Below are 18,920 nucleotides of genomic sequence, written 5' to 3'. Positions count from 1 at the left end.
GCGGCACACTGCCACCTACGCGCCGCGGATCTGCGATCTGCCGCCACCCTGCCCAGGCCCTGCGGAGACCCAGGCGGGAGCTCAGCCGAGTGCCGCCGTGAGCGCGATCTCCACCATCTCGCCGAAGGTCTGCTCGCGCTCGTAGGAGGTGGTCTCCTCGCCGGTGACGATGTGGTCGGAGACCGTGCAGATCGCCAGCGCCTTGCGGCCGTGCTTCGCGGCGAGCGTGTAGAGCGCGCTCGCCTCCATCTCGACCGCCAGCACGCCGTACTTCACCATCTCGCCGAGCAGCTCGGGTCGCGCGGCGTAGAACGAGTCGCTCGAGAAGATCAGCCCGACGTGGAAGGGCGAGCCGCCCTCGCGGGCCTCGGCTGCCTCGACCGCGCCGCGCAGGAGGCCGAAGTCGGCGACCGGGGCGTAGTCGAGGCCGTGGAAGGCGATCCGGTTCATCGAGGAGTCCGTGCAGGCGCCGGACGCGATGATCACGTCGCGTACGCCGACGGCATCGGTCACCGCGCCACAGGAGCCGACGCGCACGATCGAGGCGACGTCGTACTCCTGGAAGAGCTCGTTGACGTAGATCGACATCGACGGCTGGCCCATGCCCGAGCCCTGCACCGAGACCGGGTGACCGCGCCAGGTGCCGGTGAAGCCCAGCATCCCGCGCACCTCGCTGTAGCAGCGGGCGTCGTCGAGGAAGGTCTCCGCGATCCACCTGGCCCGCAGCGGGTCGCCGGGCAGGAGGACGGTGGGGGCGATGTCGCCGGGCTGGGCGCCGATGTGCGTGCTCACGGCGCCCAGCCTAGGACTCAGCCCGCGTTGGCGACGATCTCGTCGGGGGTGTGCGGCAGGTCCAGGGTGTCGATGACCCTGCCCCGCTCCAGGTCGACCACGTGCACCCGGTCGTGGCGCGGGTCGGTGACGTACGCCGTGCCCTCCACGACCTGCAGTGCGGGCCGCGGCTGCTGCCAGTCCAGCGGCTCGCGCCACGCCTCGACGACCTCGATTGCGCCGGTCAGCTCGCCGGACTCGGGGTCGACGACATGCAGGGCTCCGTCGGTGCCCAGCACCAGTGCCTCGCCGTCGGGGCCGCGCCCGAGCGAGCGGAAGCTGTAGCTCGTGCCGAGGTCCACGAGCTGCACCGTGGCGTCGCGGGTGTCGATGAGGCTGATCCGCGTGGGGCGCTCGAGCTCGGCGTCGGCGTCGACCTTGTAGTCGCCGAGCAGCACGGGGGAGGCGTCCGAGCCGGCCTGGTTGCCGATCCGGCCGTAGGCGTCGGGGCTGTCGACCTTGCGGATCTCGCGACCCGACACCACCACGGCACCGTCCTCGCAGCCGAGCACGGCGGCGTCCTGCGCGAAGGCCTCGCCGTGCACGCCGGGGCAGGCGTCGGTCTCGGCGAGCACGAGCCCCGCCGGACTCATCAGGCGTACGCCCGAGCGCGCCTCCTCGGTGCCGACGGTGTGCACGACGTTGCGGTCGGCCAGCGCGACCGCGACGCCGTGGTGCGCGCCGCCCGTGTCGTACGACGTCAGCTCGGGCTCGCCGTCCTCGAGCTCGTCGACGTGGAACGAGACCGCCGTCCCGGTGCCGTCGTCGAAGAGCGTGGTCAACCCGTCGTGCGCCACCGCGTGGCCCGGCTCCTCGGCGGGGAAGTCGACGTCGGTGAGGCCCGGCGTGCCGGTGTAGTGGTGCCCGTGGTCGCCGTGCTCGTGACCCCACGAGCCCAGGTCGAGCACCTGCCAGCCGCCGGCGCCGCTGATCAGCACGTGGCGCCCGTCGCCCGCCGGCGAGGCGCGCACGAACCCGTCGAGCTCCTCCTCGGCGACCACGTCACCGGTCGTGACGTCGACGACCATCACGCCGCCGTCGTAGGTCATCGCCAGGCGCGGGTGCGCCGAGGCGGCCTCGGTGCCGGCACCCTGAGTGGGGGAGTCGCCCGTGGAGGTGGAGGTGGGAGCGGGTTCGGTCGCGCTGCCGCACGCGGAGGCGCCCAGCACGATGAGGGTGGCCAGCAGGACTCTGAGCTGTCGTTTGTTCATGAGAATGATTCTCAACTCAAATGAGAACCATTGTCAAAAGTTGTCGGCGATAACCTGACGGCGTGACCTCCGAACAGCCCCTCCCGCACGTGGCCCTCTCCCGTCATGCCCACAACCGCATGGGCCTCCAGCGCACCGACGAGGCGTGGCTCGCCGCGCGGATGTCCGACCCGGCGACGCGGGTGCTCGTGGTGGCAGGCAACCGGCTCCGCCCGGTGGACGGCGCGATCGTGTGGGTCGCGCCGGACGAGGCGCCGGACGGCACCCTCGTCCTCCTCGGTGACCGCGACGGTGTCGTGCACCTGGCGGTGATCGTCGCGCCCGACGCCGCCCCCGGGCAGCCGGAGGAGTGGGTGCCGCTGCGTGACGTGCTGACCCTCGTGGCCGACCACGCCCCCGACGAGGCGCCGCTGCTGATGCATGCGATCGGGCTCGCCGAGTGGCACCACGCCACGAAGTTCTGCCCGCGCTGCGGTGGCACGCTGGTCGACCGGGCTGCCGGGCACGAGCTCCGGTGCACCCGGTGCGACCGCGCGCAGTTCCCCCGCACGGACCCGGCGGTGATCATGGCGATCACCCACGGCGAGGGCGACGACGAGGCGATCCTGCTCGGTCGCAACCGGGCCTGGCCGGCGGGACGCTGGTCGACGCTGGCGGGCTTCTGCGAGCCGGGGGAGACGCTGGAGGACGCCGTGCGCCGTGAGGTGCACGAGGAGGTCGGCGTGCGGGTGGGGGAGGTGGGCTACTTCGGCAGCCAGCCGTGGCCGCTCCCGGCGAGCCTGATGCTGGGCTTCACCGGCCGGGCCGTCAGCACCGAGATCGACGTCGACGGTGCCGAGATCGAGGAGGGGCGGTGGTGGACCCGCGGCGAGTTCGAGGCCGCCGGGCGATCGGGCGAGCTCGTGGTGCCGCGCGGCATCTCGATCTCGTCCTCGCTCATCCAGGCGTGGTTCGGCCGCCCGCTCGACGGGCCCGGCTGGGGTTGAGGACCAGGTGTCTGGACACGCTTCGTGACCGCGTGACCCGGTGCGCGCTGGTCAGTCGCAGGTGTCGCAGATGCCCGTCGCAGGCACTGCGATGAAGCACCTGGGGCACAGGACGTCCGGCTTGTCGCTGGCGGCGGGGCGCGGGCGCGGCGTCGACGGGCTGGCTGCGCGGCTCGTACGGGTGGGGCGCGGCGTGCCGGTGCGCTTGTTCGCAGTCGGCAGGCGCGACTTGCTGGCTCCAGGAGGGGAGTCGTCGCGGATCTCGAAGCCGAGGCGGGTCAGCGCCTTGCTCGCACCCTCGGAGCCACCGGGGATGTCCGCAGGCGTCAGCGTGCGCCCGGTCGCCAGGCCGTGGGCGATGCCGGCGATGGCCGCGGCGTCGTACTCACGTCCGAGGTGCAGCAGGACGTGGGTCGACACCCCGCCACGTACGAGCATGTAGTTGCCGCCACCCGCCGTGTCCCAGGTCTCGATGGCGGTGAGGACGTGGTCACGATCGATCGAGTTCAGCAAGGACACGACAGCAGGCTAACCCCGCGGCGCGGCGAGTCTCCGGGCAGCCTCACGAAAGGGAGGCCAGCCTCTCCTTGATCTGCGCCACGGACGGGTTGGTGAGCGTGCTGCCGTCCGTGAAGAGGAGGGTCGGCACGGTCTGGTTGCCGCCGTTGGCCTGCTCGACGGTGAAGGCCGCGTCGGGCTGCTGCTCGATGTCGACGAGGTCGAAGGTGATCCCCTCGCGGTCGAGCTGGCTCTTCAGGCGGTGGCAGTAACCGCACCAGGGCGTGGTGAACATCGTGAACTGGCTCTCGGTCATGCCTGCTTCAACGGCGACGGCCGTGCCGGCATTCCCGCGGCCACCACGTGCCTGTTGACAGCGGTCGGCCGGCTGTCGGCGCCGGCGCATAGGGTGGCGCACGCCCCTCACACCCACCGGCCACGGCAGGAGAGCGACCTTGCTCGAAGCGCTCGACCCCGAGCAGCGCCAGGTCGCCGAAGCCCTGCGCGGACCGGTCCGGGTGCTCGCCGGCGCCGGCACGGGCAAGACCCGCGCCGTCACCCACCGGATCGCCCACGGCGTCGCCACGGGGCTCTACGCGCCGACCGAGGTCCTGGCGCTCTCGTTCACGACCCGCGCCGCCGGTGAGATGCGGGAGCGGCTGCGCTCGCTCGGCGCCCCGGGCGTCCAGGCCCGTACGTTCCACTCCGCCGCACTGCGCCAGCTCCGGTTCTTCTGGCCACGGGTGCACCAGCGTGAGCTGCCCGAGCTGACCGAGTCCAAGCTCGGCATGCTCGCGCTCGCGGCCCGCCGGCAGCGGCTCGGCGTCGACCAGGCGACCCTGCGCGACCTCGCGAGCGAGATCGAGTGGGCCAAGGTCTCCAACGTCAGTCCCGACACCTATGCCGGCATCGCCCGGTCCCGCGGTCGTGCGGTGTCCGGCATGGACCCCGAGGTCGTCGCCCGTGCGTTCGACGCCTACGAGGAGGTCAAGCGCGGCCAGGGCCGGATGGACATGGAGGACGTCCTGCTGTTCGGCGCCGGGCTGCTCGCCGACAACGAGGCGGTCGCGGCCCAGGTGCGCCGGCAGTACAAGTGGTTCACCGTCGACGAGTTCCAGGACGTCTCGCCCCTCCAGCACGCGCTCCTCGACCTGTGGCTCGGCGGGCGCGACGAGCTCTGTGTCGTCGGCGACCCGGCCCAGACGATCTACTCCTTCGCAGGCGCCGATGCGCGCTACCTGCGCGAGTTCACCCAGCGGTTCCCCTCGGCCACCAGCGTCGAGCTGGTCCGCAACTACCGCTCCACCCCCGAGGTCGTCGCGGGCGCCAACCGGCTCCTGGCCGGCACCCCGAGCAAGGGCGTCGACCTGGTGGCCCAGCGGCCGGCCGGCGCCGCCATCACCTTCCGCGAGGCCACCGACGAGGTGGCCGAGGCGGACGCCGTCGCCGACCGGATCGCCGCGCTGCGCGCCCAGGGCACCCCCGCGAGCCGGATGGCGGTGCTGCTGCGCATCAACGCACAGTCGGAGCGCTTCGAGGAGGCCCTCGCCGCGCGCAGCCTCCCCTACGTCGTACGCGGCGGAGCCCGGTTCTTCGACCGAGGCGAGGTGCGGCAGGCGATCACCCTCGTTCGCGGGGCGGCTCGCGGGGGAGAGGCCTCCGGCCCAGTGGCCGACTCGGTCGTGGCCGTGCTCTCCCAGATGGGCCACTCCACCCAGCCTCCCGAGGGTCGGGGAGAGGTCCGCAACCGCTGGGAGTCCCTGCAGGCGCTCGTCGACCTGGCCGCCGACTTCGCCAAGGAGCGGCCGGAGGCCGGCCTGGGTGACTTCGTCGACGACCTCGACCGGCGTGCGGGCGAGCAGCACGCCCCGGTGGCCGACGCGGTCACCCTCGCCACCATCCACTCCGCCAAGGGACTCGAGTGGGATGCCGTCTTCGTGGCCGGCATGCACGAGAAGATGATGCCGATCAACCAGGCGCAGACCCCCGCGGAGATCGAGGAGGAGCGGCGCCTGCTCTACGTCGCGATGACCCGCGCCCGCGACGAGCTCACCGTGTCGTGGGCGACCGCCCGGGAGCCCGGCGGGCGTGCCAACCGGGGGAGCTCGCCGTTCCTGGCCGACCTCCTCGACGGCGTGCCCGGCGTGTCCGCCCAGCGCCGCGAGCGCACCAAGCGCAACCGGGCCGCCCTGCACTGCCGCGAGTGCGGCAAGGCGCTCTCCAACGCCCGGGAGAAGAAGACCGGCCGGTGTGCCGACTGCCCGGCGTCCTACGACGAGGCGTTGTTCGAGCGGTTGCGCGAGTGGCGCCTGGCCCGGGCCTCAGGTGACAGCGTCCCGGCCTTCGTGATCTTCACCGATGCCACGCTCCAGCTCATCGCCGAGCACGCACCCACCGACGAGAAGGGGCTGCGCGCCATCAGCGGCGTGGGCCCGGGCAAGCTCACCAAGTACGGCGACGAGGTGCTCGCGCTGGTCGCCGGGGCCTCGGGAGACGGTCCGGAAAAGAAAAACTGAGTAATACCCATAAAATGGTTTGCCCCTGACGTGAGACAGGGTTTACCTTTTCTCTCACAACAACCCACGCGCATGGGATCGCTGACAACGATTCGCGCCCGATGCCCCGAAGGAGGTGGCCAGCATGGAGAACTACACGAAGACGATGACGGCTTGGATGCCGTCCTTCGGCATGTCCACCCTCGGCCGCCCCTGCGCGCACACGCGCGTCCTCGGTGCCGGCGCGGTGGCTGTCCAGGGCGACGCCGCCGCCATCGTTCGCATCAAGGGCGATTTCCCGGGTTCTCTCGTCTGGAGTCCGTCGAGCTAGGTCACACACCTCTCATCGGCAGCCTCCAGGCCGCGGAACCCTCACCGGGATCCGCGGCCTTTCTGTTTGTCCAGCACTGCTTGTCCACCCGCGATCAGGTCAACGAGGAGGAGGTGAAACACATGACCATCAGCGAACTCGTCCGCCCCCGCGCCGCCGATGTCGAGCTCCAGTCACCCTTGGGAGCCCTGCACGACGCCGCCGCCGGAGTGGATGAAGAGTTGCTGCCCTGCCGCGTCAACGACGCAGAGCTGTGGTTTGCCGAGTCCCCCGCGGACGTCGAGCACGCCAAGGCCCTGTGCACGGACTGCCCCGTGCGGGCGCTCTGTCTCGACGGAGCCCTCGACCGGCGCGAGCCGTGGGGCGTCTGGGGAGGGGAGCTCTTCCTCCAGGGCGTGGTGATCCCGCGCAAGCGGCCGCGAGGCCGGCCCCGCAAGTCCGAGCAGGTCGCAGCTCCTGCTGCACAGGTCAAGGACGGGGCCGCCGCGTAGGCGCCTGCCGCTCATCCCTCCGAGGAAACACAAGGAACACACCTCAATGAAGACCTACCGAAATGGAAGCACTGCCATGAATCTCATGCATGAAGAACTCGCACGCGCGCAAATGACCGCGCGCCTGGGAGAGGCGCACGAACTGCGACGCGGCCACCACCTGATGATGGCCCGCCGCATGAGCCGCAAGGCCGAGCTGGCCGCGCAGCAGGCGCGTCTCGCCCTCGCCCGCGCGATCTGATCCGGCTGTCCGGGCCAGGCCCGGACCGCAGGACGGCTCTCGCCCTGATCGCGGGTGAGCCACCAGAACCACGAGCCGGTACGTCGTCACCCTGACGACGTACCGGCTCGTGGTCATTTCTGTACCGTGGTGCCGTGGACGACGACACCGTCACCTGCGACTACTGCGGCACCCGGGCGCCCGCGGCCGAGACGTTGACCTGGACCACCTCGGTCGAGGACGGTCGGCGCCGCGCCTTCTGCGACTCCTGCTCCCGGACCCACCTCCGGGCGATGGAGGGCAAGCTCGACAGCGCGTGGTGGTGATGACGAGCGCGCAGGCTCAGGCCGTGTCGAACCAGGCGCACCCGCAGTAGGGATGGCGCTGCCAGCGGCGGGCCCGCGGTAGCGGCTCGTGGTCGAAGCGCCACGAGGTGAGCCACGTGGGGGGCGTCTCGCCCCGGACCCAGGCACCCAGCTCGCGCGCGGCCGCGCCCGCGCCCATCGCGGCCAGAGGGCGCGGCAGCTGCGGGTGACGCAGCCGACTCCCGTCGTCGAGCACAGCGGCCTCGACGCAGCGCGCACACGGCCCGACGCCCGGGGTCGCCCACGGTCCGACCTCGACGGCGTACGGCCAGACACCGACCAGCAGGTGGGGGAGCGACGACACGCTCCAGTCGTCGACGCCGTCCGAGACCTCACGCCCAGGCGTCACGGCGATGCCGACACCTGCGAGGGGGTCGATCGTCACGCCAGCCGCGGCCAGGGCGGCCGCCACGGGCGCGTGCCACGCGGCAGGGCAGTCGAGCTGCGCGCGCAGCGCGACGTCGTACGGGTTGCGGACCGGCACGGGCATGGACCCGAGGTTGCCACGCGGCACGCCGCGAAGGGCGGCCCTCCACAGGTCAGCTCGAGAGGGGGAAATGCACAGCGGCGGCGTCACCCGAAGGTGACGCCGCCGCTGTCAGCTCAATGGCTGAGGCTCACGCCTTGCCGAGGATGCGGTTCAGGTTGGTACCGCAGACCGGGCAGACGCCCTTGGCCATCTTGGTGCCCTTGTCGTTGACCTTGATCTCGCCCTCCGCCTCGCGCTTTTCCTTGCACTTGACGCAGTAGAACTCACCGCTCCAGGTCTCCGCCATGACGGCCTCCTTGCTTGTTTCTTCTTGGTCGTCGCGACGGGAAGTCAATCGGGGAAGCCCGCCGGGGAACGAGGCGTCTGCCTTGCTCCGCGGACGACCCTACGCCACGCGTGGCTCACGCTCACGCACCACACGCGCTGAGCGTGAAACCGATGGTCCGGAGGCTCAGCCCGATCAGTACCCTCAGGGCATGGCTGACCTGACCCACCTGCGCCTCGAGCGCCCGTCCGAGGGGGTCGCCCTGCTGACCCTCGACAACCCCGGCATGCGCAACGCGATGAGCGACGAGATGACCGCGTCGTGGACCGCGGCGATCGACGAGCTGGCGTCTGACGCCTCCGTCCGGGCGGTGGTGGTGACCGGCGAGGGCAGTGCCTTCTGCTCGGGTGGCAACACCTCGTGGATCGCCAGTGAGCCCGACGCCAGCGTCGATGAGCTCCGCACCCGGATGCTGCCGTTCTACCGGGCGTGGCTGTCCATCCGGCGCCTCGAGGTGCCGACCATCGCTGCCGTCAACGGGCACGCCATCGGCGCGGGGCTGTGCCTCGCGCTCGCGTGCGACATCCGCTACGCCGCCGACGGCGCCAAGCTGGGTATGCCCTTCAACAAGCTCGGCATGCACGCCGGCATGGCCGGCACCTGGCTGCTGCCCGACGTGGTCGGGCCCGCGCACGCACGCGACCTGCTGCTGACCGGACGCGTGGTCGAGGCCGACGAGGCACTCCGCCTGGGAATGGTGTCCCGCGTGATCGACGGCGACGGTTTCCTCGACGAGGTCCTCGCGACCGCCGCCGGCATCGCCGCCACCGCGCCGATCGCGAGCCGGCTCACCAAGATCGCGTTGGCCGACGGCGGCCACGCCGACTTCGAGGCAGCGCTGCAGTGGGAGGCACTGGCGCAGCCGTTGACGCTCGCGACCGCCGACCTGCAGGAGGGCATCGCCGCGGCGAAGGAGAAGCGCGCGCCGGAGTTCCGCGGTCACTGACATGGCAGGCACGAGCGAGATCGAGCGGGGCCCCGTCGCGACGCTGCGGCGGATCGCCTTCTTGATGGAGCGCCAGCGCGAGGAGAGCCGACGCATCGAGGCGTTCCGCAACGCCGCGCGGACGATCCTGCCGCTCGCGGAGGAGGACGTACGCCGTCGCGCGGAGGCGGGCACGCTCACGGAGCTGGCCGGGATCGGACCGAGCACCGCCGCGGTGATCACCGACGCCTGCCGCGGCGTCGTACCGGAGCGGCTGGTCGCGCTGGAGAAGACCGCCGGCCCGCTCGCGACGGGTGGCGAGGCGTTGCGGGCGCGGCTGCGCGGCGACCTGCACTCGCACTCCGACTGGTCCGACGGCGGCTCGCCGCTCGAGGAGATGGCGATGACGGCGATGGAGCTGGGGCACGCCTACCTCGTGCTCACCGACCACAGCCCGCGGTTGCGGGTCGCCAACGGGTTGAGCGCCGAGCGGCTCACCCGCCAGCTCGGGGTGGTGGACGCGGTCAACGAGCACCTCGCGGGGACGTTCACGCTGCTGAAGGGGATCGAGGTCGACATCCTCGACGACGGCTCGCTGGACCAGACCCCCGAGATGCTCGGCCAGCTCGACGTGCGCGTGGCGTCGGTGCACTCCAAGCTCAAGATGGAGTCGGCACCGATGACGCGCCGGATGATCGGCGCCGTGCGCAACCCCCACACCAACGTGCTCGGCCATTGCACGGGCCGCCTCGTGACGGGCAACCGTGGCACCCGCGCGCAGAGCCAGTTCGACGCCAAGGCCGTCTTCACCGCGTGCGCGGAGGAGGGGGTGGCGGTCGAGATCAACTCGCGCCCCGAGCGGCGTGACCCGCCGACGAAGCTGCTGGAGCTGGCGCGAGACCTCGGCTGCCTGTTCTCCATCGACTCCGACGCCCACGCGCCCGGCCAGCTCGACATGCTCGACCACGGTACGGCGCGGGCGACCGAGGCGGGCATCGATCCGGACCGGATCGTCAACACGTGGGAGCGCGACCGGCTCCTGGCGTGGGCGGCGTCGCGCCTCTGATCTGCGCGGCGGCCTCCGCGCGTTGATCGGCCCGGTGTCGGGGCCGAGGGCTAAATTCGGGCCATGAGCTCGTCGACCGGGTCGCCCGACGTGGAGGTGCGTCGTTCGCGCCGCCGTCGGCGCACGGTGTCGGCCTACCGCGACGGTGAGCGCATCGTCGTGCTCATCCCGGCGACGATGAGCAAGCGCGACGAGGCGACGTGGGTGGCCGACATGGTCGCGCGCATCGAGCGCCAGGAGCGACGCAAGCCGCGCTCCGACGACGACCTCGTCGCCCGCGCCACCCGGCTCAACGACCTCTACCTCGGCGGTCTCGCGGTGCCGGCCTCGGTGCGGTGGGTGACCAACCAGAGCGCCCGGTGGGGATCCTGCACGCCCGGCGACCGCACCATCCGGCTCAGCGACCGGCTGCAGCAGATGCCGGGATGGGTCGTCGACTACGTCCTGGTCCACGAGCTCGCGCACCTGCTCGAGGCGGGTCACACCCCGGAGTTCTGGGCGTGGGTGGACCGCTACCCGAAGGCCGAGAAGGCGAAGGGCTACCTCGAGGGCTACTCGACCGGAGCGCGGCTCGAGCCGCCGCCGGGGTCCGGGGACACCGCGGACTGAGGCGCGCACCGCCACCGCCGCGGCCGATCGGCAAGAGGCTCTCAAGGTTCGCCGTCGTCGGACCGAAGTCGTACAGCTTTGAACGATCCATGTCCTAGCGTGGTCCGGACATCCCGGGGACGCTCGTCGCCGGTCCGATCGTGACCCGTTGGGACCAACACTCGTGCCTGTCATGCAGCCCGAACGCCGCCAGCTCCTCAAGGCCGGGGTCTGGACCTTGCCCGTCATCTCGGTGGCTGTAGCAGCTCCGGCCTTCGCTACGTCGAACTCCAACCTTGCGACAACCACGGGCGTGCTCAGCCGAGACCGCGGGAACCCCCAGCCGCTCACCGCCACGTTGACGATCCGGAACACGGGCAGTGGATCCACGACAGCCCTCACGGCCACCTTCACCGTGGTCGGACTCACTGCTGCAACGGCGGCCCCTGGGTGGGCGTTGACGTCCATCGACCTGACGACCGGGGTTGTCGTCTTCACCAAGAGCAACGCGCAGCTGGCTGGCGGACCTCCTACGCAGGTCTTGACCGCTGGCCCCTTCGTGCTCCAGCGAGGTGCGTTGTCAGGTCAGGCCACGGTTGGTGTCGACGTCGACCCCGGTGGTGGTGGCATCCACGCCATCCTCAGCATCAGCGACTGATCACACGACTCGCTGCACTCGCTCCACCGCATCACCGATCAACCGCCGCATGTCCGGGAACATCTCGGGCAGCGCGTCGACCGCCCACCACCGCACGTCGAGGGACTCCTCGCTCGCGCGGTGGGCGTCGTCGCGTTCGGCGGTGGCCACGAAACGTACGTCGAGGTGGTGCACCGTCGTGCCGGGGGAGCAGAACTCCACCGCGTGCTCGTCAAGGTTGAGCGGCACCGGGTCGAAGTCGAGCTCGGCCAGCCCGGACTCCTCGTGGGCCTCGCGCAGCGCGACCCCGGCCACGGTGGCGTCGCCCGGCTCGCAGTGACCGCCGAACGCCAGCCAGACACCCGCCTTGCGGTGGTGGTTGAGCAGCACGGCATCCGCGGCCGGCGTCAGCACAAGGGTCCCCGCGGTGACGTGGTCCGGCAGGCACTCACGGGTCATCCCGTCGGGGTGTGCCTCGAGGTGCGCCAGGAAACGGTCGCGCAGCTCAGCGTCACGGGCGCTCGGTGGCACCCATGCGGACAGCAGTGCCCGGGCGTCGTCGTGCAGGGCCTGTCCTGAGCAGGGCGCTCCGCGCCCGTGCCGAAGGGTCACTCCGTGGGCCGGCCTTCGGTGCCGTCGCCACCGTCGAGCAGGTCGCGCAGGCCGGCGTCGAAGTCCTCGGCCGACAGCTGGCCCGGGGAGACCGAGTCCTCGCGGAAGCCCAGCGGGTCGTCGAGGTCGGCGGCGGTGGGCAGGAGGTGCGGCGACATCCAGACGCCGTCGCGGGCCTCGGCGCCCTGACGCGTGCGGAGCGATCCCCACAAGGTCGAGGCGTCGCGGAGGCGTCGCGGTCGCAGCTCCAGGCCGACGAGCGTGGCGAAGGTCTGCTCGGCCGGACCGCCGGCGGCGCGCCGGCGGCGTACGGTCTCCTGCAGCTTGGTCGCGGCCGGCATCCGCTCGGCAGTGGCCTGGCTGACGACCTCGTCGACCCAGCCCTCCACCAGCGCGAGGGTCACCTCGAGCTTCTCCAGGGCGGCCTTCTGCGCAGCCGACGGCTCGGGGTCGAAGAGACCGCCGGACAGGGCGTCCTGCATCGCGGCGGGGTTGCTCAGGTCGATCTCGCGCATCTTCTCCTCCATCGCGGAGGTGTCGAAGTCCATGCCCGCGCCGTACTCGGCAACCGCGCTGATCAGGTGGTCGCGCAGCCACGGGACGCCGGCGAAGAGACGCTGGTGGGCGGCCTCGCGGAGGGCGAGGAAGAGCAGGACGTCGTCGGTCGTCACGTCGGGGACCTCGGCGGCGAACGCCTCGACGTTGGTGGGCAGCAGCGCCGCCTTGCCGATCGGTCCGAGCGGCAGGCCGATGTCGGACGCGCTCAGCACGTCGCCGGCGAGTGCGCCGAGGCCGCTGCCGACCTGGTTGGCGACCATCGCGCCGCTGGCCTTGCCGAGCATCGCGATCAGCGGTCCGGCGAGCTGGCGCATCTCCTCGGGCATCGCCTGGCCCAGTGCTGCGGTGGCGGAGCCGGCGATCGGCTCGACGAGGACCTTCCAGACGTCGATGGTCTCCACGATCCACTCGGCCCGCGACCAGGCGGCGGTCGTGCTCACGCCGGAGGGGAACTCGGTGGTGGTGTCGAGCCAGTGGTCGGCCAGGCGTACGGCGTCGGCGACGGCACCCGACTGGGCGGCGCTGACGGTCGGGTCCGGCTCCTGCGCGGCGGCGCGCCGGGCCAGGTCGAGCACGGTGTCCCAGTTGACCGGACCGTCGTGCGGCGCGAACAGGGACTGCATCTGCGACATCAGCGCATTGAGGTCGGGCATGCCCCCGCCGCCGGCGCCGAAGCCGCCCATCTGGGAGAAGATCTGCTCGAACGGCGTGCCCTTGAACGGGTTGTTGTCGTCGGGCGTTCCGGGGCCTCCGGGGGTGTCACTCATGCCGTCCACGGTACCCACTCCGCCCAGCGCGCGCCCCTAGACTCTGGCCTGTGAGTGACCCCGTGCGCCTTGTCGCCATCCGAGACACCCCGCTGGACGTGACCGAGGTGGTCGACGCGCTCGGCGACGACGGAGCCGGCGGGCTCACCCTGTTCATCGGCCAGGTGCGCGACCACGACTCGGGGAAGGGCGTCACCGCGCTGGACTACTCGGCCCACCCCACGGCGCTCGCGCGGCTCGAGGACGTGTGCCGGCGGGTCGCCGCGGCCCACGACGTACGCGGGGTGGCGGCCGTCCACCGGGTGGGCCAGCTGCGGATCGGCGACCTGGCGGTCGTCGTCGCCACGACGGCGGCCCACCGCGGCGACGCGTTCGCCGCGTCCCGCGACCTGATCGACACGCTCAAGGCCGAGGTGCCGATCTGGAAGCACCAGGTCTTCGACGACACCACCGAGGAGTGGGTCGGCACGCCGTAGGACGTCCGCCGCGCGGACCCCGCGCGCATCTACGCTCGCCCCTGTGGAGATCCTGCTGTGGCTCGTACCGGCCGTCGTCGTGACGCTGGCTGCCATGGCGTGGGTGTCGTGGGTGGGTCGCGACGGGCGCGGTGAGGTCGACCGCGACGTGGCCGTCGAGCGCCTCGGCAAGGCCCTCGCCAAGGAGATGCCCGCCGGCACCCGACGTACGTCTGCTCCCGCACGCGACCGCAGCACCGGCATCGCGGTGCGTCCCAGCCACGGGGTCGCACCTGCGGACAACGGCGCCGCCCGCCCCCGTCGTGCCTCCTAGTGTCGGGGTAGTTGCGCGCGTTTGAGAGAGTTGCGCCCATGAGTCAGCGGACCAGGGCGGGGTTGCTCGCACTGTGCCTGCTGGCGGTGCTGTGGGGGACGGCTGCCTTCGTGCCGCTGCCCTACGTCACCTACTACCCGGGCCCGACCGTCGACATCCTTGCCGAGAGCGACGGCGACGAGACCGTGCAGGTCACCGGCCACGAGGCCTTCCACGGCGACGGTGAGCTCCGGATGACGACGGTCTACGTCAGTCGTCCCGAGGACGACGTCACGCTGCCCGAGCTGTTGCGCGCCTACTTCGACCCGGACGCCGCCGTGTGGCCCCGGTCGTCGATCTATGCCCCCGACGAGACCGACGAGTCCAGCAACCAGGAGTCCGAGGTCGCGATGCTGTCCTCACAGGACACCGCCATCGCCGCGGCGCTCACCGAGCTCGGCGAGGACTTCGACCCCGTCGTCGAGGTCCTCAGCGTCACTCCCGGTCTGCCGGCCGACGGCAAGCTCGAGGTGCGCGACATCCTCCTCGAGGTCGGCGGCGCCAAGGTGGCCGAGGGCCAGGACGTCGTGGACGCGGTCGACCGGGCCGAGGCGGGCGAGCCGATCCCGTTCGTCGTGCAGCGCGGCAAGAAGCGCGTCGACGTCGACATCACCCCCGAGCAGGTCGACGGCGACCTGCGGGTCGGGATCACGCCCGGCGTGGGATTCGACTTCCCGTTCCAGGTGAGCGTCAACATCTCCGACAACATCGGCGGTCCCAGCGCCGGCCTGATGATGTCGCTGGCCATCTTCGACACCCTCACCCCCGCGTCGGTGACGGACGGCGCCACGATCGCCGGCACCGGCACGATCACGCCGTCCGGCGAGGTCGGCCCGATCGGCGGCATCCAGCAGAAGATCGCTGCGGCCCGCGACGCCGGCGCCGAGCTGTTCTTCGTCCCGGCCGACAACTGCAACGGCATCGGGGGAGTCGACCCCGGTGAGATGCGACTGGCCAAGGCCACCACGATGCACCGTGCGGTGGAGACCCTCTCCGACTGGGCCGCCGACCGCGACGCCACGCTCCCGACCTGCGAGGACTCTGCTTCATGACCGACCACCCGTCCGAGCTTCCCGCCGAGACGCCGCCCCTCCCCGAGGACCCCGCGCTGGCCGCGGCCGTCCTGGAGATCGAGGCGCACGTCGCGCAGGCCGGCTGGGACCAGCCCGCCCGGCTGTACGCCCTCGTCGAGACCGCCCAGCTCGTCGCCCAGGAGCCGGCCCTCGCCGCGGCCATGTCGATCGACGGCCCCGGCGACGACGGCTCGTTCACCTCCATCGAGCAGGACGGACTGCCGCCCGGCCAGGCCCTCGAGGCGGCCCTCCACACCATCGTCTGGCCGCCGAGCGTGTCCGGATGTGCGGCCGTGATCGAGCGCCTCGTGCTGCCCCCCGGCACCGACGACGACATCCCGGACGACCCGACCGCCGCCGAGCTCTTCGCCCGCGAGCACCCTGACCGCCAGGAGGTCCGGATGGTCGCCGGCGTCACCCGCGCCGGGGCGTCCTACTGCGCCCTCCGGCTGCGGGCCCACGACGACGAGCAGTCGGTCGTCAACGGCACCGAGCTGGTGCCCGGCCTCCTCGAGCTCCTCCACGCCACCCTGGCCGACAGCTCGACCGACACCCCGACCGACACCGTGCACGATTCACCGAACGATTCACCCGAGCAGGGGCCCGCATGAGCACTCCATTCGACCGACCCAGTGGACCGGCGGGTCCCGGCGGACCCAGCGGTCCGACACCACCGCGCCCCGCAGCGGCGTCACGCCGCCCGGGAGCCCTGGTCATCACGGGCATCGTGCTGGTCATCGGCTTCATGCTGCTCAGCGGCTTCGCCTCCTTCTGGACCGAGCGCCTGTGGTTCCGGTCGGTCGGCTACAGCGGCGTCTTCACCACCCTGCTGCTCACCCGGATCGGCCTGTTCCTCGTCTTCGCCGGGCTGATGGCCGCCATGGTCGCGCTGACCATCGCGATTGCCTACCGCTTCCGGCCGCTGCTGTGGCCCGGGCTGCCGGGCATGTCGGACGACGGGATGGACCGCTACCGCGCGCTCCTCGGCCCGCGCATGGGTTGGGTGATCGGGGGATCGGCCGTCGTCATGGGCCTCTTCGCCGGCGCGTCCGCGACCGGGCAGTGGCGCAACTTCTCGATGTGGCGGCACAGCCAGAGCTTCGGCACCACCGACCCCTACTTCAACAAGGACGTCGGGTTCTACATCTTCGAGCTGCCGTTCTGGCACTACATCGTCGACTACGTGATGGCTCTGGCCGTCGTGGGGCTGATGGCCTCGGTGCTGGTCAACTACCTCTTCGGGGGCATCCGCCTCTCCGCGCGGCCCGGTGAGCGCCTCACCAGCGCGGCCCAGATCCAGGTGTCGGCGCTGCTGGCGATGTTCGTGCTCGCCAAGGCCGTCGACTACTGGCTTGACCGCTTCGACCTGGTCACCAACTCCGGCTCGATCTTCACCGGCATGGGCTACACCGACGACAAGGCCGTGCTGCCCGCCAAGGAGATCCTCGCCGGCATCGCAGTCGTCTGTGCCCTGCTCTTCCTGGCCAACATCTGGCGCCGCACCTGGTTGCTGCCGTCGGTCGGGGTCGCGTTGTTCGCGCTGTCCGCGATCATCCTCGGCCTCATCCTGCCGACCGTCGTCCAGGCGATCCGGGTCAACCCCAACGTGCCTGACCGCGAGGGCCCCTACATCCAGGCCAACATCGACGCGACCCGCAAGGCGTACGCCCTCGACCAGGTGGAGACCACCACGGTCGAGGACGCGCCGGTCACCGGCGGCGGTCAGGTCGACGAGCTGGACGAGGCGACGTCGAGCGTGCCGCTGGTGGATCCCAAGATCGTGAGCGAGGTCTTCGAGCAGCAGCAGCAGGTGCGGGCCTACTACTCGGTGAACGACGTGCTCGACGTGGACCGCTACGAGATCGCCGGCACCGACCGCGCGGTGGTGCTCGGTGTGCGTGAGCTCGACCAGCAGGGCATCGACGAGGGCGACCGCAACTGGTCCAACCTGCACACTGTCTACACCCACGGCGACGGTGTGATCGCTGCGTACGCCAACCAGCGTCCCGAGGACGACGAGAGCCAGTCGCTCAACATCCAGTGGGCGGAGGGGCAGGAGGCTGACGAGGACGCCCTCACCAGCCTGTCGGAGGAGGGCGTGGAGAGCCGCGTCTACTTCGGTGAGACGAGCCCGGACTACAGCGTGGTCGGCAAGTCGGACAGCGGCAACGACGTGGAGCTCGTGCTGCCGTCGGACGAGGACGAGGAGAGCCCGGAGACCACGTACGACGGCACTGGCGGGGTTCCGGTCGGGAACCTCTTCCACAAGCTGCTCTACGCGATGAAGTTCAGCGAGCCCAACTTCGTGCTGTCGGGGCGCGTCAACGAGAACTCCAAGGTGCTCTACGACCGCAACCCGCGGACCATGGTCGAGAAGGTGGCGCCGTGGCTCACGGTGGACTCCGACCCCTATCCCGTCGTGGTCGACGGCCGGATCCAGTGGGTGCTCGACGGCTACACCGTCACCGACAAGTACCCGCTGTCCCAGCGCGAGTCGCTCGAGACGATGACGGACGACGCGCTCCAGGACAACGACAACGGGTTCCAGACCCTCCCCACCGACGAGATCAACTACCTGCGCAACTCCGTGAAGGCGACCGTGGACGCCTACGACGGCACGGTCACGCTCTACGCCTGGGACGAGAACGACCCCATCCTCAAGGCGTGGGACGAGGTGTTCCCCGGTCTGCTCAAGGACCGGGCGGACATCCCCGAGGCGCTGGTCTCGCACCTGCGCTACCCCGAGGACCTCTTCAAGACCCAGCGCTACCAGTACCAGCGCTATCACGAGACGTCCGCCAAGGACTGGTTCGAGGGCTCGACGCGGTGGGTGGTGCCCAACGAGCCGACCGACAAGAACTCCGTCCGCAAGCAGCCGCCCTACCGCTTTTTCATCGACGACGACGGCGCGCAGCGGTGGTCGCTGACCTCGGTGTACGTCCCGCGTGAGCGGGAGACGCTCGTCGCCTACATGAGCGTCAACAGCGACGCGACCGACGAGGAGGACTACGGCAAGATCACCGTCCGCGAGCTGCCTGACGGCCGCACCGACGGCCCGGTGCAGATCGCGGCGGCACTGAGCACCGACGAGACCGTCCGACAGGAGCTCCTGAGCTTCACCAACGGTGACGCCGAGCCGATCTTCGGCAACCTGCTCACGCTCCCGATCGAGGACTCGTTCATGTACGTCCAGCCGCTCTACACGCGGCGTGACAGCGAGTCGGCGTTCCCGGTGCTGAGCTTCGTGCTGGTCTCCTACAACGGCCGCGTCGGCATCGGGGAGACCCTGCGCGAGGCCATAGAGGACTCCCTCGACGGCGTGGTCGCCACCCCGGATCCCGGGGACCCGGAGACGCCCACCGAGACGCCGACGGAGTCGCCCAGCGCGTCGCCCTCGGAGTCGCCGTCGGCGTCCCCGACGACCCCCGTGCCGGGCGGCACTCAGGCGCAGATCCGCGACCTGCTCCGCCAGGCCGAGGCCGCGTTCGCCGAGGCCGACGCCGCGCAGGCGGCCGGCAACACGGTCAAGTGGGCCCGCCTCATGGAAGAGGGCCGCGCGCTCATCGAGGAGGCCGTCCGGCTCGCCGGCTGACGTCGAGGAGGGCTCACGAGCCCCCCCGATT

At 71.2% G+C, this 18,920-nt stretch carries 23 protein-coding genes; 15 read left to right on the top strand and 8 right to left on the bottom strand.

The annotated features are described in order from the left end of the window. Nucleotides 1–81 precede the first annotated feature (81 nt). Both deoD and aztD read right to left on the bottom strand, forming a co-directional pair. Nucleotides 82–792: a purine-nucleoside phosphorylase gene (deoD, locus tag BM127_RS09565; RefSeq protein ID WP_091197820.1), complete on the bottom strand. Its 711-nt coding sequence runs from the start codon at nt 790–792 to the stop codon at nt 82–84. Nucleotides 793–809: 17 nt separating this feature from the next. Next, nucleotides 810–2,042 carry a zinc metallochaperone AztD gene (gene aztD, locus BM127_RS09560; protein ID WP_091197818.1) on the bottom strand — a complete coding sequence of 411 codons (1,233 nt, stop codon included), beginning with the start codon at nt 2,040–2,042 and terminating at the stop codon, nt 810–812. Nucleotides 2,043–2,104: 62 nt separating this feature from the next. Here aztD and nudC point away from each other — a divergent pair, with 62 nt between their 5' ends. Beyond that, a complete protein-coding gene (gene nudC, locus BM127_RS09555) occupies nt 2,105–3,028 on the top strand; it encodes an NAD(+) diphosphatase (RefSeq protein ID WP_231263354.1) in 924 nt (307 codons plus the stop codon). Between the two features lie 51 nt (nt 3,029–3,079). Here the strand turns inward: nudC and BM127_RS09550 are convergent, their stop codons facing one another. Both BM127_RS09550 and BM127_RS09545 read right to left on the bottom strand, forming a co-directional pair. Then, a complete protein-coding gene (locus tag BM127_RS09550; protein ID WP_091197812.1) occupies nt 3,080–3,547 on the bottom strand; it encodes a ScoMcrA-related endonuclease in 468 nt (155 codons plus the stop codon). A 43-nt stretch (nt 3,548–3,590) separates the two neighbouring features. Continuing rightward, nucleotides 3,591–3,842, bottom strand: a complete 252-nt coding sequence (locus BM127_RS09545) for a mycoredoxin (protein WP_091197809.1) — start codon at nt 3,840–3,842, stop codon at nt 3,591–3,593. Between the two features lie 139 nt (nt 3,843–3,981). Between BM127_RS09545 and BM127_RS09540 the strand changes: the two genes are divergently transcribed. The 5 genes from BM127_RS09540 (at nt 3,982) to BM127_RS22240 (ending at nt 7,389) form a co-directional block, all read left to right on the top strand. Further along, the gene (locus BM127_RS09540; RefSeq protein WP_231263353.1) at nt 3,982–6,042 is read left to right on the top strand and encodes an ATP-dependent DNA helicase UvrD2; all 2,061 of its coding nucleotides are present in this window, start codon (nt 3,982–3,984) and stop codon (nt 6,040–6,042) included. A gap of 124 nt (nt 6,043–6,166) precedes the next feature. Then, nucleotides 6,167–6,352 carry a hypothetical protein gene (locus BM127_RS09535; RefSeq protein ID WP_091197803.1) on the top strand — a complete coding sequence of 62 codons (186 nt, stop codon included), beginning with the start codon at nt 6,167–6,169 and terminating at the stop codon, nt 6,350–6,352. Nucleotides 6,353–6,474: 122 nt separating this feature from the next. Next, nucleotides 6,475–6,843: a WhiB family transcriptional regulator gene (locus BM127_RS09530; RefSeq protein ID WP_091197800.1), complete on the top strand. Its 369-nt coding sequence runs from the start codon at nt 6,475–6,477 to the stop codon at nt 6,841–6,843. A 46-nt stretch (nt 6,844–6,889) separates the two neighbouring features. After that, nucleotides 6,890–7,084 (top strand): hypothetical protein, encoded by a 195-nt coding sequence (locus BM127_RS09525; protein WP_091197797.1) that lies wholly within the window; start codon nt 6,890–6,892, stop codon nt 7,082–7,084. 134 nt (nt 7,085–7,218) lie between these two features. After that, nucleotides 7,219–7,389: a hypothetical protein gene (locus BM127_RS22240; RefSeq protein WP_157829615.1), complete on the top strand. Its 171-nt coding sequence runs from the start codon at nt 7,219–7,221 to the stop codon at nt 7,387–7,389. Between the two features lie 16 nt (nt 7,390–7,405). Here the strand turns inward: BM127_RS22240 and BM127_RS09520 are convergent, their stop codons facing one another. Both BM127_RS09520 and BM127_RS22235 read right to left on the bottom strand, forming a co-directional pair. Beyond that, complete coding sequence (locus tag BM127_RS09520; RefSeq protein WP_139227702.1) at nt 7,406–7,918, bottom strand: hypothetical protein; 513 nt, start codon at nt 7,916–7,918, stop codon at nt 7,406–7,408. Between the two features lie 127 nt (nt 7,919–8,045). Beyond that, nucleotides 8,046–8,204 carry a DUF5679 domain-containing protein gene (locus BM127_RS22235; protein ID WP_090969683.1) on the bottom strand — a complete coding sequence of 53 codons (159 nt, stop codon included), beginning with the start codon at nt 8,202–8,204 and terminating at the stop codon, nt 8,046–8,048. A gap of 190 nt (nt 8,205–8,394) precedes the next feature. Between BM127_RS22235 and BM127_RS09510 the strand changes: the two genes are divergently transcribed. The 4 genes from BM127_RS09510 to BM127_RS09495 all read left to right on the top strand — a co-directional run bounded on the left by BM127_RS09510 (nt 8,395) and on the right by BM127_RS09495 (nt 11,480). Continuing rightward, complete coding sequence (locus BM127_RS09510; protein ID WP_091197792.1) at nt 8,395–9,189, top strand: enoyl-CoA hydratase/isomerase family protein; 795 nt, start codon at nt 8,395–8,397, stop codon at nt 9,187–9,189. Nucleotide 9,190: 1 nt separating this feature from the next. Further along, nucleotides 9,191–10,234 carry a PHP domain-containing protein gene (locus tag BM127_RS09505; RefSeq protein ID WP_091197790.1) on the top strand — a complete coding sequence of 348 codons (1,044 nt, stop codon included), beginning with the start codon at nt 9,191–9,193 and terminating at the stop codon, nt 10,232–10,234. Between the two features lie 63 nt (nt 10,235–10,297). Beyond that, nucleotides 10,298–10,843, top strand: coding sequence for a M48 metallopeptidase family protein (locus tag BM127_RS09500; RefSeq protein ID WP_091197787.1), 546 nt, complete (start codon nt 10,298–10,300; stop codon nt 10,841–10,843). A 172-nt stretch (nt 10,844–11,015) separates the two neighbouring features. Continuing rightward, complete coding sequence (locus BM127_RS09495; RefSeq protein ID WP_091197785.1) at nt 11,016–11,480, top strand: hypothetical protein; 465 nt, start codon at nt 11,016–11,018, stop codon at nt 11,478–11,480. Here the strand turns inward: BM127_RS09495 and BM127_RS09490 are convergent, their stop codons facing one another. Then, nucleotides 11,481–12,071, bottom strand: a complete 591-nt coding sequence (locus BM127_RS09490) for an NUDIX hydrolase (RefSeq protein WP_231263352.1) — start codon at nt 12,069–12,071, stop codon at nt 11,481–11,483. Then, complete coding sequence (locus BM127_RS09485) at nt 12,068–13,396, bottom strand: zinc-dependent metalloprotease (protein ID WP_091197782.1); 1,329 nt, start codon at nt 13,394–13,396, stop codon at nt 12,068–12,070. Before BM127_RS09485 ends, BM127_RS09490 begins: the two co-directional genes overlap by 4 nt. 50 nt (nt 13,397–13,446) lie before the next feature. Between BM127_RS09485 and BM127_RS09480 the strand changes: the two genes are divergently transcribed. The 5 genes from BM127_RS09480 to BM127_RS09460 are packed head-to-tail and all read left to right on the top strand — an operon-like array spanning nt 13,447 to nt 18,889. Continuing rightward, nucleotides 13,447–13,872 carry a molybdenum cofactor biosynthesis protein MoaE gene (locus tag BM127_RS09480; RefSeq protein ID WP_091197780.1) on the top strand — a complete coding sequence of 142 codons (426 nt, stop codon included), beginning with the start codon at nt 13,447–13,449 and terminating at the stop codon, nt 13,870–13,872. Between the two features lie 43 nt (nt 13,873–13,915). Beyond that, nucleotides 13,916–14,185, top strand: a complete 270-nt coding sequence (locus tag BM127_RS09475) for a hypothetical protein (protein ID WP_231263351.1) — start codon at nt 13,916–13,918, stop codon at nt 14,183–14,185. 38 nt (nt 14,186–14,223) lie between these two features. Then, nucleotides 14,224–15,276, top strand: coding sequence for a YlbL family protein (locus BM127_RS09470; protein ID WP_091197778.1), 1,053 nt, complete (start codon nt 14,224–14,226; stop codon nt 15,274–15,276). Beyond that, complete coding sequence (locus BM127_RS09465) at nt 15,273–15,908, top strand: PPA1309 family protein (protein ID WP_198554416.1); 636 nt, start codon at nt 15,273–15,275, stop codon at nt 15,906–15,908. The genes BM127_RS09470 and BM127_RS09465 overlap by 4 nt, the downstream gene beginning before the upstream one ends. Continuing rightward, the gene (locus BM127_RS09460; RefSeq protein WP_091197776.1) at nt 15,905–18,889 is read left to right on the top strand and encodes a UPF0182 family membrane protein; all 2,985 of its coding nucleotides are present in this window, start codon (nt 15,905–15,907) and stop codon (nt 18,887–18,889) included. The genes BM127_RS09465 and BM127_RS09460 overlap by 4 nt, the downstream gene beginning before the upstream one ends. Nucleotides 18,890–18,920 lie beyond the last annotated feature (31 nt).

The organism is Nocardioides alpinus (assembly GCF_900112035.1).
In the GTDB taxonomy this organism is placed as follows: Bacteria; Actinomycetota; Actinomycetes; order Propionibacteriales; family Nocardioidaceae; genus Nocardioides; species Nocardioides alpinus.
The sequence above is the reverse complement of the archived record's forward strand: the minus strand, read 5'-3'. Positions and strand labels throughout refer to the sequence as shown.

Excerpts from the sequence above, each read along its gene's own strand:
- aztD (WP_091197818.1), bottom strand. The coding sequence starts at position 2,042 with ATGAACAAACGACAGCTCAGAGTCCTGCTGGCCACCCTCATCGTGCTG.
- BM127_RS09545 (WP_091197809.1), bottom strand. The coding sequence starts at position 3,842 with ATGACCGAGAGCCAGTTCACGATGTTCACCACGCCCTGGTGCGGTTAC.
- BM127_RS09535 (WP_091197803.1), top strand. The coding sequence starts at position 6,167 with ATGGAGAACTACACGAAGACGATGACGGCTTGGATGCCGTCCTTCGGC.
- BM127_RS09530 (WP_091197800.1), top strand. The coding sequence starts at position 6,475 with ATGACCATCAGCGAACTCGTCCGCCCCCGCGCCGCCGATGTCGAGCTC.
- BM127_RS09525 (WP_091197797.1), top strand. The coding sequence starts at position 6,890 with ATGAAGACCTACCGAAATGGAAGCACTGCCATGAATCTCATGCATGAA.
- BM127_RS09520 (WP_139227702.1), bottom strand. The coding sequence starts at position 7,918 with ATGCCCGTGCCGGTCCGCAACCCGTACGACGTCGCGCTGCGCGCGCAG.
- BM127_RS22235 (WP_090969683.1), bottom strand. The coding sequence starts at position 8,204 with ATGGCGGAGACCTGGAGCGGTGAGTTCTACTGCGTCAAGTGCAAGGAA.
- BM127_RS09510 (WP_091197792.1), top strand. The coding sequence starts at position 8,395 with ATGGCTGACCTGACCCACCTGCGCCTCGAGCGCCCGTCCGAGGGGGTC.
- BM127_RS09505 (WP_091197790.1), top strand. The coding sequence starts at position 9,191 with ATGGCAGGCACGAGCGAGATCGAGCGGGGCCCCGTCGCGACGCTGCGG.
- BM127_RS09500 (WP_091197787.1), top strand. The coding sequence starts at position 10,298 with ATGAGCTCGTCGACCGGGTCGCCCGACGTGGAGGTGCGTCGTTCGCGC.
- BM127_RS09495 (WP_091197785.1), top strand. The coding sequence starts at position 11,016 with ATGCAGCCCGAACGCCGCCAGCTCCTCAAGGCCGGGGTCTGGACCTTG.
- BM127_RS09485 (WP_091197782.1), bottom strand. The coding sequence starts at position 13,396 with ATGAGTGACACCCCCGGAGGCCCCGGAACGCCCGACGACAACAACCCG.
- BM127_RS09470 (WP_091197778.1), top strand. The coding sequence starts at position 14,224 with ATGAGTCAGCGGACCAGGGCGGGGTTGCTCGCACTGTGCCTGCTGGCG.
- BM127_RS09465 (WP_198554416.1), top strand. The coding sequence starts at position 15,273 with ATGACCGACCACCCGTCCGAGCTTCCCGCCGAGACGCCGCCCCTCCCC.
- BM127_RS09460 (WP_091197776.1), top strand. The coding sequence starts at position 15,905 with ATGAGCACTCCATTCGACCGACCCAGTGGACCGGCGGGTCCCGGCGGA.